The sequence below is a fragment of the Eikenella corrodens genome, from assembly GCF_003990355.1.
In the GTDB taxonomy this organism is placed as follows: domain Bacteria; phylum Pseudomonadota; class Gammaproteobacteria; order Burkholderiales; family Neisseriaceae; genus Eikenella; species Eikenella corrodens_B.
Window position 1 is genome coordinate 1958506 of sequence record NZ_CP034670.1, and the last position, 13368, is coordinate 1971873.

At 58.8% G+C, this 13368-nt stretch carries 13 protein-coding genes and 1 pseudogene; 8 read left to right on the forward strand and 6 right to left on the reverse strand.

Going from position 1 to position 13368, the window contains the following annotated elements:
* Window positions 1-119: 119 nt before the first annotated feature.
* Together prmB and ELB75_RS09850 are read right to left on the reverse strand one after the other, a co-directional pair.
* Window positions 120-1019: a 50S ribosomal protein L3 N(5)-glutamine methyltransferase gene (gene prmB, locus ELB75_RS09845; protein WP_126983761.1), complete on the reverse strand. Its 900-nt coding sequence runs from the start codon at window positions 1017-1019 to the stop codon at window positions 120-122.
* 263 nt (window positions 1020-1282) lie between these two features.
* On the reverse strand, window positions 1283-2209 hold the full coding sequence (locus ELB75_RS09850) for a LysR substrate-binding domain-containing protein (protein WP_126983762.1): 927 nt from the start codon (window positions 2207-2209) through the stop codon (window positions 1283-1285).
* Window positions 2210-2303: 94 nt separating this feature from the next.
* Between ELB75_RS09850 and leuE the strand changes: the two genes are divergently transcribed.
* The 4 genes from leuE to ELB75_RS09870 all read left to right on the forward strand — a co-directional run bounded on the left by leuE (window position 2304) and on the right by ELB75_RS09870 (window position 7010).
* A complete protein-coding gene (gene leuE, locus ELB75_RS09855; RefSeq protein ID WP_206501450.1) occupies window positions 2304-2957 on the forward strand; it encodes a leucine efflux protein LeuE in 654 nt (217 codons plus the stop codon).
* A gap of 567 nt (window positions 2958-3524) precedes the next feature.
* Window positions 3525-4751 (forward strand): paraquat-inducible protein A, encoded by a 1227-nt coding sequence (locus ELB75_RS09860; RefSeq protein WP_126983763.1) that lies wholly within the window; start codon window positions 3525-3527, stop codon window positions 4749-4751.
* Window positions 4752-4839: 88 nt separating this feature from the next.
* Window positions 4840-6477 carry an intermembrane transport protein PqiB gene (gene pqiB, locus ELB75_RS09865; protein ID WP_126983764.1) on the forward strand — a complete coding sequence of 546 codons (1638 nt, stop codon included), beginning with the start codon at window positions 4840-4842 and terminating at the stop codon, window positions 6475-6477.
* Window positions 6477-7010 carry a PqiC family protein gene (locus ELB75_RS09870; RefSeq protein WP_126983765.1) on the forward strand — a complete coding sequence of 178 codons (534 nt, stop codon included), beginning with the start codon at window positions 6477-6479 and terminating at the stop codon, window positions 7008-7010. The genes pqiB and ELB75_RS09870 overlap by 1 nt, the downstream gene beginning before the upstream one ends.
* A 372-nt stretch (window positions 7011-7382) precedes the next feature.
* On the opposite strand, the gene nfsA is transcribed toward ELB75_RS09870, so the two are convergent.
* The 3 genes from nfsA to ELB75_RS09890 form a co-directional block, all read right to left on the reverse strand.
* Window positions 7383-8117 carry an oxygen-insensitive NADPH nitroreductase gene (nfsA, locus tag ELB75_RS09875; protein WP_126983766.1) on the reverse strand — a complete coding sequence of 245 codons (735 nt, stop codon included), beginning with the start codon at window positions 8115-8117 and terminating at the stop codon, window positions 7383-7385.
* A 183-nt stretch (window positions 8118-8300) separates the two neighbouring features.
* On the reverse strand, window positions 8301-8873 hold the full coding sequence (locus ELB75_RS09880) for a beta-class carbonic anhydrase (RefSeq protein WP_064090347.1): 573 nt from the start codon (window positions 8871-8873) through the stop codon (window positions 8301-8303).
* Between the two features lie 282 nt (window positions 8874-9155).
* Entirely contained in the window at window positions 9156-9722 is a 567-nt protein-coding gene (locus ELB75_RS09890; protein WP_126983768.1) for an L-threonylcarbamoyladenylate synthase, read from the reverse strand.
* Window positions 9723-9787: 65 nt separating this feature from the next.
* On the opposite strand from ELB75_RS09890, the pseudogene ELB75_RS13280 reads away from it, so the two are divergent.
* The 3 genes and pseudogenes from ELB75_RS13280 to ELB75_RS09905 all read left to right on the forward strand — a co-directional run.
* Window positions 9788-9894 (forward strand): annotated as a pseudogene (locus tag ELB75_RS13280) (IS5/IS1182 family transposase); the annotation flags it as partial.
* Window positions 9895-10204: 310 nt separating this feature from the next.
* On the forward strand, window positions 10205-11011 hold the full coding sequence (locus ELB75_RS09900) for a threonine/serine exporter family protein (RefSeq protein ID WP_126983769.1): 807 nt from the start codon (window positions 10205-10207) through the stop codon (window positions 11009-11011).
* Between the two features lie 3 nt (window positions 11012-11014).
* Window positions 11015-11473, forward strand: coding sequence for a threonine/serine exporter family protein (locus tag ELB75_RS09905; RefSeq protein ID WP_003824346.1), 459 nt, complete (start codon window positions 11015-11017; stop codon window positions 11471-11473).
* A 77-nt stretch (window positions 11474-11550) separates the two neighbouring features.
* On the opposite strand, the gene ELB75_RS12530 is transcribed toward ELB75_RS09905, so the two are convergent.
* Entirely contained in the window at window positions 11551-11712 is a 162-nt protein-coding gene (locus tag ELB75_RS12530; protein ID WP_164726871.1) for a hypothetical protein, read from the reverse strand.
* Between the two features lie 12 nt (window positions 11713-11724).
* Between ELB75_RS12530 and ELB75_RS09910 the strand changes: the two genes are divergently transcribed.
* Window positions 11725-13296 carry a TerC family protein gene (locus ELB75_RS09910; protein WP_126983770.1) on the forward strand — a complete coding sequence of 524 codons (1572 nt, stop codon included), beginning with the start codon at window positions 11725-11727 and terminating at the stop codon, window positions 13294-13296.
* Window positions 13297-13368: the final 72 nt, after the last annotated feature.

Below are 13368 nucleotides of genomic sequence, written 5' to 3' on the forward strand. Positions count from 1 at the left end.
TAGTGAATTAACAAAAACCAGTACGGCGTTGGCTCGCCTTGCCGTAACGTGTGTACTGTCTGCGGCTCGCCGCCTGGTCCTGATTTTTGTTAATCCACTATAAAATCAGACGGTTTCGCTTATTCTTCACCCAATAATTGCTCGCGGGTAAGCAGGAAGACGCTGCTGCCGCCGTCGCTTTGTTCCGGCCAGAAGAAGGGGAGCCGGGGGAAGGCGGCTTCGAGGGCTTCGCGGTTGTGGCCGATTTCCACCAGCAATACGCCGCGCGGGTTGAGGAAGCGGGGGGCGTGCTGGAGGATTTGGCGGGTGGCGTCGAGGCCGTCTTCGCCGCTGCCGAGTGCCATTTCCGGCTCGTGCAGGTATTCGGCGGGCAGGGCGGCAACGCTTTCGGCGTTTACGTAGGGTGGGTTGGAGATGATGAGGTCGTAAGTGCCGGAAAGGTTGGCGAAGAGGTCGCTTTGAATCAGGCGGACGCGCTCTTCAAGGCCGTAGTCGGCCACGTTGATGGCGGCCACTTCCAAGGCTTCGGGGCTGAGGTCGGTGGCATCGACTTGGGCTCCGGGATAGTGGCAGGCGGCTTGAATGGCGAGGCAGCCGCTGCCGGTGCAGAGGTCGAGCACGCGGCGGATCTGGTTGCTCTCGCCTGTCCACGGGGCGATGGGCTCGCCGAGTTGTTCGTAGATGAAGGAGCGGGGGATGAGCACGCGTTCGTCCACATAAAATTCGAAGTCGCCCTGCCAGGCTTGGCGGGTGAGATAGGCCATGGGGAGGCGTTCGTTGACGCGGCGTTCGGCCAGGCTGAGCACGGCGTCGATTTCTTCGGGCAGGAGCGCGGCGTCGAGATAGGGCTCGAGGGTGTCGAGCGGGAGGGAAAGGGTGTGGAGGATGAGGTAGGCGGCTTCGTCGTGGGCGTTGTCGCTGCCGTGGCCGAAGCCGAGGCGGGCGTGGTTGAAGCGGCTGGTGCAAAAGCGCAGGAGGTCGCGCGGGGTGCGGAGATGTTGGCGGGCTTGGGCAAACATGGTTTTGGGGTGTTGAAAAATATGGTCAGGGGGCGGGATTATATAGTGAATCGGCAAAAACCAGTACTGCATCGGCCTACCCGAAAAGCTACCTGAAAACGAGTGGGCAGCTAAATATTTCAGGTAGCCTTCATTGTTTTAAAACCGCCGGAAATACCGCTTCTTTTTCAGGTATAGTGAATTAACAAAAACCAGTACAGCGTTGGCTTGCCTTGCCGTAACGTGTGTACTGTCTGCGGCTCGCCGCCTTGTCCTGATTTTTGTTAATCCACTATAGCCTGCCTCCCTCCCGCATCGTCGAAATACCCGCGCACCAAATCCAGCACGTTTTCCAGCAGCGGGTCGTGCTGCCCTTCGTGCCAGGCCAAGACCACGCTGTTGATCCAAATATCGTCGTCCAATGGCCGCAGCACGGCGTTGCCGGGCAGGTAGCGGGCGGAAGACACGGGCACGAGCGCCACGCCCTGCCCGCAACCGGCGAAGGCCACCTGCAGGGCGATGGTGCGCACTTCGTGCAGAATGTTGGGCACAAAGCCGGCGCGTTGGCAGGCGGTAATCAGGGCATCGAAGGAATCGGGGCTGACGGCGCGCTCGAACATCACAAAGCTCTCGCAGGCTAGGTCTTTCAAACCGATGGATTCGCGCCCGGCAAAAGGATGGCTTTTCGGCAACACCACGGCCAGCTGCTCGCGGCGCAGGGTGTGCAGGCGGATGGTGCTGTCCCATGGGATTTCCAGACGGGCGAAGGCGAGGTCAATGTCACCCGCTTGCAGCAACGGCTCGGCGTCGCCGCTGTCGATTTCGCGCACCCGCACGGTGAGCGCGGGATAGTGCCGGTGGATATATTCGATGAGCGGCGGCACCACTTCCAACAGCGCCACGGTAATCGCACCGATGTGCAGAATGCCGCTGTGGCCGGCGGCGATTTCCTGCACGGTGGTTTGCAGCCGCTGCATCTGCTCGGCAAATTTGCGCACGGCAGGCAGGATGGAATAACCGGCGGCGGTGAGCTTGGTGCCGCGCCGCGAACGCTCGAACAACACCATGCCCAAGGCCTGCTCGAGCTGTTTGATGTGTTCGGTGAGCGGCGGCTGCGACATATTCAGCCGCTCGGCGGCGCGCCCGAAGTGTTCTTCTTCGGCCACGGCGAGAAACATCCACAAATGGCGGATGAGGCGGAAATTTATCATCTGCTTTCCCTATCACAGACTTCTCTAAGCAGTATTTTATATATCAAAAAACCGGCTGTATAGTATCCCTACCATGACGAATGGGAGTATGCAAATGTTCGGTATCATTAACTTTTCCGCTTATCTTGCAGCCGTGCTGCTGCTGGTGTTGCTGCCCGGGCCGAATATGGTTTACTGCTTATCTGTGGCCGGGCAATACGGCAAAAAAACCGGCTGGAGCGCCTTCGCCGGTATCTTTGTCGGCAACGGCATATTGATTGTGGCGTCCACTTTCGGCGCCAGCGCCCTGCTGCAAACCTATCCTTCTTTATTTAACGCGCTGCAGCTGGCCGGCGGCGCATACTTGGCCTACTTGGGCTTTATGCTGCTGCGTGAAGGCTGGCTCAAATTGCATCATGCTGCCGCGGCCCAAGCCGAGAGCCATACCGCCGAAAGCACCCTATTGCAGGTGTTCCGCAAATCGCTGGTTATCTCCCTGGCCAACCCGCAAAGCCTGTTGTTTTTCCCGGCCATCATGGTGCAGTTTGTCGATATCCGCTACGAACACCCACACCTGAGCTTCCTGCTCTTGGGTAGCACCTTCCAGCTGTGCAGCCTGCTGTGCATGAGCACGCTGATTATGATGGCCGATTCCGTCGGCCGCGTGGGCACCAAATACAGCCGTGTGGCTGCGTTCGGTAAAAGCGGTGCAGGCGCCCTGTTTATCTTCTTCGCCGCCAAATTGTGGCTGGCTACCGCCATCGCCTAAATCCAATCCTATAGTGAATTAACAAAAATCAGGACAAGGCGACGAGCCGCAGACAGTACAGATAGTACGGCAAGGCGAGACAACGCTGTACTGGTTTTTGTTAATTCACTATAAATTGCTGCTTCAGGCTACCTGAAAATAGTGTGCCGTACTTCCGCACCAAACTCCTATCCGCAACAGCCACGATTTTTCAGGTAGCCTTTTTTTGCGAACAGTAAGGTCAACACGGCTTCCGCCATGTTCAGGCAGCTTGTCTTTGTAACAAAGAGGCTACCTGAACACTATCTGCCCAACTCTTTTTTCCAATACCGATTATTTTTCAGGTAGCCTTCTTCATAGCCAAGGCTACCTGAAAACCTGCCAGGGTCTGTTGGCAGCTACTTTGTCCAAACGAATTTTCGCCCCCAAGGCGCAAAAACCAGCAGCTTTCAACAAACCCTAAGCTATTGCTGCCAATCCGCTTTAGGCTATAATCACCATTTTTCATTATCTTCCGGTTCCCTTTTGAAATTCGCCACCCGCTTGCGCCGCGCGCGCCGCTACCGGCCATATCAGCCGAAGGCGGTGATGCCAGCACACTATATTTCCTGCCATTCCTGCGGACTTGAGCTGCGCCTGCCGCCGCTCAAGCCGGGGAAGGCAGCGTTTTGCCCGCGCTGCGGCCATCCGTTGGCGCGGGTGGAAGCCAACCCGTTTCTGCTGCCGCCGGCGCTGGCCTTGGCCTCGCTGATTATGCTGGCGGTGGTGTTTTCCGGGTTGTATATGCATGTTACGGTGTTGGGTTTAGAGGTGCCGCTCACCATGCCGGAGATGATGAAGGTGCTGATTTTGCAACAATCCGGCTTTTTGGCCGAGGTGATGTTTGTGCTCACCTTCGGTGCGCCGTTTTTCTTCTGCCTGCTGTGTCTGTATGTGTATGGCGGGCTGCTGTGGGGCAAGCCGCCGCCCGGCGTGCTGCGGGCCACGCGCTGGCTGGTGCAGCTGCGCGGCTGGATGATGGTGGATGTGTTTTTTATTTCCACGCTGGTGGCCTACATCAAGCTGGGCAAAGTGGCGCAGGTGCATTTCGGGCCGGCGTTTTATTTGATGTTCGTGCTGTCCGTGCTGCTTATCCGCACTGCGCTTTCCGTGCCGGAGCATTGGGTGTATTACCAAATCCGGCGGCTGCGCGGGGATAAAGATTTGGTTCGGCCTGAAGGCGGCTCGGTGTTTTGCGGCAAGTGTTTGTTTGAGCGGCCGGCACACGAAACCGAATGCGAAATTTGCGGCTCGGGGCTGCATAAGCGGCGGCCGAACAGCCTGGGCTGGAGCCTGGCACTGCTGATTACCGCCATGATTTTACTGCTGCCGGCCAATCTGATGACGATTATGGTGTCGTCCAACCCCACCGTTATCGAACGCAGCACAATTTTCAGCGGCATCCGGTTTATGTGGCGCGACGGCGACCACTACATCGCCATGATTATTTTCAGCGCCAGTATTATGCTGCCGTGGCTGAAGATTATCGCCATGGGCGTGCTGCTGTATGCGGCGAAGTTCGGCATGAAAATAGCGCCGCAGAAGCTTTCCAAGCTGTATTTGATTACGGAATCCATCGGGCGCTGGTCGATGATCGATATTTTCGTCATCATCATGCTGATGTCCACTTTCCGCACGCATCTGGCGCGGGTGGTGCCCGGGCCGGCGGCGCTGTATTTCTGCCTGGTGGTGCTGCTCACCATGCTGTCGGCACATTTTTTCGACCCGCGCCTGCTGTGGGACAAGGCTACCCAGCGCAACAAGAAGGCTACCTGAAACCATTAAGGCTGCCCGAACCGTTTTCAGGTAGCCCCAACGCAGCATAGGCTACCTGAAACCTTTTTCATAAACGCAAAATCACACAATGAATAAACATTCTTCCGCACGCGAACCACAGGCAAAAATCCGCCGCAACCGCAGTTTTTCCTTTATGGTTTGGCTGATTCCGCTCATTGCCCTCTTTACCGGCGGCTGGCTGCTGTTCGACCACATCCGCAACACCGGCCCGGAAATCACGCTGTATATGGCCAATGCCGAGGGCATCGAAGTGAACAACACCGTGATCAAGGTGCTCGATGTGGAAGTGGGCCGCGTTACCGCCATCCACCTGCGCCCCGGCCAGGAAGGCGTGGCGCTCACCGCCCAGCTTTCCGGCGAAGCGAAAGACATGATCCGCAAAGACAGCCAGTTTTGGATGGTGAAGCCGCGCGTGGATCAAAGCGGCATCACCGGCTTGAGCACGCTCGTGTCCGGCTCGTATATCGCCCTGATACCCGGGAAAAGCCCGGAAGAGGCTCGCGAATTCACCGTGGCCGACGTGCCGCCCGTGTCTGCCTTCGCCCAAGGCGGCCTGCGCCTGCGCTTAAAAAGCGGCAGCGGCAAAATCCTCAGCAGCGGCAGCCCGGTGATGTACCGCGACATCGTGGTGGGCACGGTGGAGGGCGCGAAATTCGACCCCGTATCCAAAACCACCGACTACCAAATCTTCATCGGCAGCCCCAACGACAAACTCATCGGCAGCAACGTGCGCTTCTGGCTGCAAAGCGGCCTCAAAATCGAGCTTGGCGGCAGCGGTCTCAAAGTGGACACCCCTTCCCTACCCGCCCTGATTTCCGGCGCCATCGCCTTCGACGACCCGCCCGGCGGCGACAAAGGCGGCCAGGTGGCCAACAACGCCCTCTTCCCCCTCTACGACAGCCGTGCCGACGTAGACAACCAGGCCGACGCGCGCTCGCTGTATTATGTGGTTTTCTTCAAACAAAGCGTGCGCGGCCTGGCCGTCGGCGCACCCGTGGAATACAAAGGCATCCCCATCGGCACGGTAACCGACGTGCCCTATTTCAGCCGCAACGACAGCCTCAACCTGTTCGACAACGGCTGGGTTCCCGTGCGCATCCGCATCGACCCCTCCCGCCTCGAAATCAACGCCGACAGCCAAAGCAAAGAAGCCTGGGCCGACCAAATCAACCGCGCCCTCAACAAAGGCCTCAGCGCTACCCTCTCCAGCAACAACCTGCTCACCGGCTCCCTGTTTGTCGAGCTTTCCGAAGCCCCCGGCCAAAGCGTGCTCAAACCCGCCGCCAGCTATCAGGGCAATACTGTGATCGCCAGCCGCAACGGCGGCAGCCTGGGCGATTTGCAACAGCAAGTATCCACCCTGCTCGACAAATTCAACCGCCTGCCGCTGGATAAAACCGTGCGCGAACTCAACGGCAGCCTGACCGAGCTGAAAGGCACGCTCGCCCAAGCCAACCGCCTGCTCGGCCAGCCGCAAACCCAGCAGCTGCCCGGCGAGCTCAACCGCACTCTGGCCGAACTGCGCACCACCCTGCAGGGTGTATCCCCGCAATCGCCCGTGTATGGCGACGTGCAGAAAACCCTGCGCAGCATCGACCGCACCCTGCAGCAGGCCGCACCCGTGCTCAACACCCTCAAAGAGCAGCCCAACGCCCTGATTTTCAACTCTTCCGCCACCGACCCCACCCCGAAAGGAAGCCGCTGATGTCCCTGTTTGCCAAACTGTCCGCCGCCGCCACAGCCCTGCTGCTGGCCGCCTGCGCCTCTACCCCCGCCACCCAGTATTTCAGCCTGCCCGACAGCGCCTTTGTGCCGCCCGCCGGCCAAAGCAGCGGCCAAACCACCGTGCAAATCATCCTGGCCGAACCGCTCGGCCAAGGCGGCCTCGTTTACCAAACCGACGCCCACCGCCTCAACTTCGCCCGCCACCACCTGTGGTCCGCCCCGCTGGATCAAAGCCTTGCCGCCGCCTTCAGCAACCGGCTCAACCGCCACGGCAGCGCCCGCTTCGTGCCCTACGGCCGCGGCAACGATCTGCCCGTGCTCAAGATTTACATCGAGCAATTCCAAGGCAGCTTCCAAGGCCACACCCTCGTGAGCGGCTATGCCCAATGGCCAAACGGCCGCACCACCCCGTTCAACATCCAAACCCCGCAGCAAGGCGACGGCTACCCCGCCATGGTGGAATCCCTGTCCCAAGGCCTCAACCGCGCCGCCGACACCGTGGGCGGCCAATAAATACCCGCTGCAGGCATCAAAAAAGGCTACCTGAAAAATTTCAGGTAGCCTTTTTGTCTGTAGGGTAGCGGTATAGATGGCTGACAGCCTATCGCTATCATGGATTATAGTGAATTATAGTGAATTAAATTTAAACCAGTACAGCGTTGGCTCGCCTTGCCGTAACGTGTGTACTGTCTGCAGCTCGCCCGCCTTGTCCTGATTTTTGTTAATCCACTATAAAAATGAGACAAGGCAGCAACGCCCGCCGTGTACGGGTAGTACATAAGGGCGTTGGCAACGCCGTATCATTGCAATTTTAATCCACTATACCGCCTGCCAGAAGCGAATAGTTGTTTCAGCCGCACATTTGTGTTTTCAGGTAGCCTGTCCTCATTTCTTGGCAAAGCCGCGCGCCTGCAGGAAAGGCAGGATATGCGGGCGCAGGGGTTGGGCCAGGGTGCGGGCGATTTGGCCGCGCCAGTCCAAATCCAGCCCGCTGCGCGCCTGATAGTAGGCCGCCAGTTCGCGGTTGTAGGCATCGAGGGTGTTGCTGCCGCATTCGCGGTAGCGGTTTTCGCTCACGATGGCCTCAAGCGGCAGGCGCGGGCGGTAGAGCGGATTTTGCGCGGGGTGGCCGAGGCAGAGGCCGAACAGCGGCACGGCGGTATCGGGCAGGCCGAGGGCTTCGGCGGCAGCGGCGATATCGTTGCGCAGGGAGCCGATGTACACGCCGCCCAAGCCGAGCGATTCGGCAGCCAGCAAAACGTTTTGCGCGGTGATACCGGCATCCACGGCGCCCAGCAGCAGGGCTTCGGTATAGTCGGTTTGGACATCGGGCACGAGGCGGCGGTGTTTGGTGTAGTCGATGCAGAACACGAGGAATTCCGGCGCGAGGCGGACGTATTCCTGTTGGGCGGCAATCTGATACAGCCGCTCGCGCACGGCGGGGTCGGTAACGCGGATGATATGGATGCACTGCATGAAGCTGGACGAAGAGGCAGCGCGGCCGGCCTCGAGCACGGCGGCGAGCTGCTCCGGCGCAACGGGCTCGGCAGTGAATTTGCGGATGGAGCGGTGGGCCAGCGCGGTGGCCAGCACGGGTTGGGAGTTGGGTTGGGCGGGCATGGGAATCCTGTATTAACGGTGGTAAGGCTACCTGAAAATTGAAATCGTGGGATGATCAGGCTGCTTAGCGGCTGTTGGGTATGAACGTTTGTGGCAAAAGTTTTCAGGTAGCCTGTTGAGCATAAGGCTACCTGAAAACCATCGTGCCGGATACAAAGCGCAAGCGGCCAACTGAAGCTGTGTTTACTCGGCAGCTTTCTTATTGCCGTCCACCACCACGGTAAGCTTGCCGGTGGTGGGATGGATTACCAAGCCGTGTACGGCAATGTGCTCGGGCATCAGCGGGTGTTGTTTGATGAGGCTCACCGTGTGGCGCACGCTCTCGTCGGCATTATCGAAGCCGGTGAGCCAGCCGTCCAAGTCGATGCCGGCATGGCGCAGGGTGTTGATATTGGCTTCGGAAATACCGGCGGCGCGGGCTTTGTTGAGCAGGCGGTCGGGGGAGAAGCCGCACATGCCGCAATCGTGGTGTGCCACTACCATGATTTCTTCCACATGCAAATCGAATACGCCCACTAGAAGGCTGCGCATGACCGAACCCCACGGGTGCAGCACCACCGCGCCGGCATTGCGGATCACTTTGGCATCGCCGTTTTTCAAACCCAAGGCGGCATATAGCAACTCAAGAATGCGCGTATCCATGCAAGACAGGATGGCCAGTTTCTTTTCAGGATATTTATCGCTGAAAAATTCCACGTATTTGCCGCTTTCAACGAAGCGCTTGTTGTGTTCGACTATTTCATTGAGTAGGTTCATGAACGTTTCCTTCATGGTTGGGGATTGGGGCGCAAACGAATGCGGAAATAAACCATGCCCATTATATACCAGCGGGGCAAATCATTTCTGCACGGCCGAAACACTTCGCACCGGCCCAGCCTGCCGCATTCGATCCGCCCGCCGCATTCCAGAGAATTAACAAAAACCGGTACAGCATTGGCTCGCCTTGCCGCAACGTGTGTACTGTCTGCGGCTCGCCGCCTTGTCCTGATTTTTGTTAATCCACTATCAAATGCCGGTTTCCAATTTTTCAGGCAGCCTCTAGCGCAAATACGCCCCGCTCTGCGCATCCACAATCCGGCTCGGCCGCTTCGAGCCGCCGCAGCGGCCGTTGACCACATACGCATCCCGCCCGAAACAGCGCCGTACTTCGCGCTGATGCCGCAAAGCCCGCCGCCCGCTGCGGTTGCACGAAGTGGACACCAGCGGCGTGCCCAGCAGCGCGCACAAGCGCCGCGCCCCGTCATGCGCCGGCACGCGCACCGCCAGCTTTTCCCGCCCGCACCCGCGCAACAGCGACGGCACGCTATCGGCTGCCGCAAATAAAAACGTAACCGCCGCCGGCCAAGTGCTTTGCGCCAGCCTGCGTTGGTTTTCAGGTAGCCTTTGCAGCAAGGGCTCAAGCTGTTTCAAATGACTGCCGATAACAATCAAACCTTTATGCTGCGGCCGCTTTTTCAGCCGCATCAGCCGATGCAAGGCACGGCGGTGCGTGGGCAGACAGCCCAAGCCGTAGCTGGATTCCGTGGGATAGGCTACCAAGCCGCCGCGGCGCAGGTGCGCGCGCAGCCCTCGGGCGGCAGCGGCGGAAAGGATTCGTGGGCACATGGTGTTTGCAGACTGTTTGCGTGGAAGGGAAGGGCTGTATTGTAATCCGAAACCGACAGGCTGTTTATAGTGGATTAAATTTAAATCAGGACAAGGCGGCGAGCCGCAGACAGTACAAATAGTACGGCAAGGCGAGCCAACGCTGTACTGGTTTAAATTTAATTCACTATACCGTTGCCATGCCGTTCAGGCCTGCCGCAACCCGCCTTCCTGCGGAGGCCTGGTTTGAATTTGTTGGGAGTTTGCCGCTGCGTTTTCAGGCGGCCTTTTTGCCGGTATCCGCATTCCAGTCGGGATGCCACCTTGCATACAGGCAAACCCGCACGGAAGAAACCCGGCCTTCGGCGATAAGTGGCCGCCGCACGGGGCTTGCAGTATAATTTGCTTCCTTATCCATCCGAGCAAACGGCTTGCCGCCCGCAGCATGTCCGGCCGTTTTCCGCAAGCCGTCCCCTTCCGTTTTCGCCAACCGGTTTATCCAGATGACGACTCCCACCCCCATCTCCCCGCCCTCCGTTTCCGACGATTACGCACAGCAGCAGGAAATCACGCGCCTGTGCATCCATGCCGCGCTGTTGCTGCTGCAATACGGCGCGGAAAGCACGCTGATCGACCAAATCGCCGTGCGGCTGGGCCGTGCGCTGGGCATGGACAGCGTGGAATGCGCGCTCACGCCGAATGCGATTGTGATCACCACGCGCCGCGGCAATCAGTGCATCACCACCACGCGCAAGAATTTCGACAAAGGCATCAATATGTCGGTGATCACGGCGGTGCAGCATATTGTGCTGGATGCGGAAGACGGGCTGTATAGTGTTCAGGAAGTGCGCGAGCGGCTGGATGCGGTGAAGGCGGAAAAATACAACCGATATTTTGTGGTGTTCATGGTGGGGCTCTCTTGCGCGAGCTTTGCCCACCTTTCGGGCGGCGACCCGCTGATTTGCTTCATCACGTTTATTGCTTCGGCCTGCGGCATGTGGGTGCGCCAGGCGCTGTCGGCACGGCACTACAATCCGGCGGTGGTGTTTGCGGTAACCGCGTTTGTGGCTTCGATGGTGTCGGGCACGGCGCTGAAGTTCGGCTGGGGCGCACACCCGGAAATCGCCACGGCGGCCAGCGTGTTGCTCTTGGTGCCCGGGGTGCCGCTGATTAACTCGCTGGCCGATATGCTCAAAGGCCATGTGAACATGGGCATGAGCCGCTGGGCAGTGGCCACGCTGCTCACCTTCAGCACCTGTTTGGGCATTGTGTTGGCCTTGAGCCTGTTGAATGTTTCCGCTTGGGATTAAGCCATGCTGCTGAATTTGCTGGACGATATGTTTTTCGCCGCCATCCCCGCCGTGGGTTTTGCGATTTTGTTTAATGTGCCGCGCAATGCGTTGAAATACTGCGCTTATCTGGGCGCGCTGGGGCACGGCTCGCGCACGCTCATGATGCAGTTCGGCCTGTCGCAGGGCCTGGCCACGCTGTGTGCGGCTTCGCTGGTGGGCTTTATCGGCGTGTATTTGTCGCAACGCTACCGGGCGCACCCGAAAGTATTTACCGTGGCCGCCATCATTCCGATGATTCCGGGCGTGTATGTTTATAAAGCGATGATTGCGCTTGTGCAAATGAACCATAAGGGCTTCTCCGAGCAGCTTTTGGGGCAGGCGGTGGATTATTTTGTGAAATCCGGCTTCGTTATCGGCGCACTGGCCTTCGGGCTGGCGCTGCCGGGGCTGCTGTTCTACCGCCAGCGGCCGGTGGTGTAGCAGCCATACCGTTTTGTGCGAGACTGAAGCCATAATTCTTCAGCAAGCCGCTGCAATCTGCTAAACTCACCACCTCATTATTCTTTCCACTCCAATATGCACACTGATTCCCCCGCCTCTCCAGAGCCCGAGCCTGCCTCGGTGGATAAGCGTGTGTGTACGGCATATTTAAAGGCTACCTGAAAGCTGCCCACGGCGTTTTCAGGTAGCCTTTGTTTGTTGTTATTACTTGCAATCAAGGATTCACATTCATGGATTTCTCTTGGCTGGCCGACCCGGTAACCTGGCTGGGCTTCGCTACGCTGATTATTCTCGAAGTCGTGCTCGGTATCGACAACCTGGTGTTCGTGGCCATTCTGGCCGGCAAAGTGCGCCCCGCCCAGCGCGACCGCGCCCGCATCACCGGCCTGACTTTGGCTGTGCTCATCCGGCTGCTCATGCTCGCCTTTATGAGCCGCATCATGCAGCTCACTACCCCGCTGTTTGCACTGGGGCGGCTGGAAGTGGCCGGTAAGGACATCATCATGTTCGTGGGCGGCTTATTCCTGCTGTATAAGGCCACCACCGAGCTGCACGAACGGCTGGAAGGTGCCAACCACTACGCCGTTTCCGACACCGATCATCGCAAACAACATGCGCCGTTTTGGGGCGTGGTGTTGCAGATTCTCGTGCTCGACGCCGTGTTTTCCATTGATGCCGTGGTAACCGCCGTGGCCGTGGTGCAACACATCCAAATCGCCATGGCCGCCGTGGTTGTGGCGATGGCGCTGATGATTTGGGCGAGCAAACCGCTCACTGAATTTGTCAACCGCCATCCCACCGTGGTGATGCTCTGCCTCGGCTTCCTCTTGATGATCGGCTTCAGCCTGATTGCCGAAGCCTTCCACGTAGTCATCCCCAAAGGCTACCTGTATGCCGCCATCGGCTTCTCCGTGCTGATTGAAGTGTTCAACCAAATCTCCCAGCGCAATACCGACAAAAACGCCTACGGCAGCCGCTCTTGGCGCCGCCGTACCGCCGAAAACGTGCTCGGCATGATGGGCATCCGCGAAACCATGCTGGCCAAAGCCGGCGAAGAAAACCACGATGCCGGCCACTTTGAAGAAAACGAAAAATCCATGATCCGCAGCGTGCTCACCCTAGCCGAGCGCCCCCTGCCCGGCATCATGGTGCCCCGCCGCGACATCGAACGGCTCGATATTTCCCAAAGCCGCGAGCAGCAATATGCCCAGCTGCAAAACTCCCCGTATTCCCGCCTCCTCGTGGTGGGCAAGGCTGGTGCCGACGAGCCTTTGGGCTACATCAACAAAAAAGACCTGCTCAACCAGCTTCTGGCCGGGCAAGAGCCCGATATCCAGGCCGCCCTGTGCCAGCCGCTCATCCTGCCCGACAGCACCAACACCCTTTCCGCCATCGAGCAGTTCCGCCAAAGCGGCGCCGACTACGCCCTCGTGGTGGACGAATTCGGCGCCGTGCAGGGCATGGTTACCACCAAAGACCTGCTCTCCGCCATTGCCGGCGAATTCCCCGAAGCCTACGAGCGCAAAGAGCCCAACGCCCAGCCCGGCGAACACAGCACCGACAGCAGCGACAGCCTGCTGGTGGACGGCAGCCACGAATACGCCGAGCTCGCCCCCCAACTCGGCCTGCCGCCGCCCGAAGAAGATGCCGACTACCACACCGTGGCCGGCCTGATGATCGAAGAGCTGAAAACCCTGCCCGAAGTGGGCGATATTCTCGACTACCACGGCTGGCGTTTCACCGTGGCCGCCAAAGCCGGCCAGCGCATCGAACAAATCCGCATCAGCCGCCTGCCGGAATAAGCGCAGGGTTTCAGGTAGCCTTTGCAGCAATAGACCTATTGCGAAAGTATCCTGAAGATTTATAATTCCCAA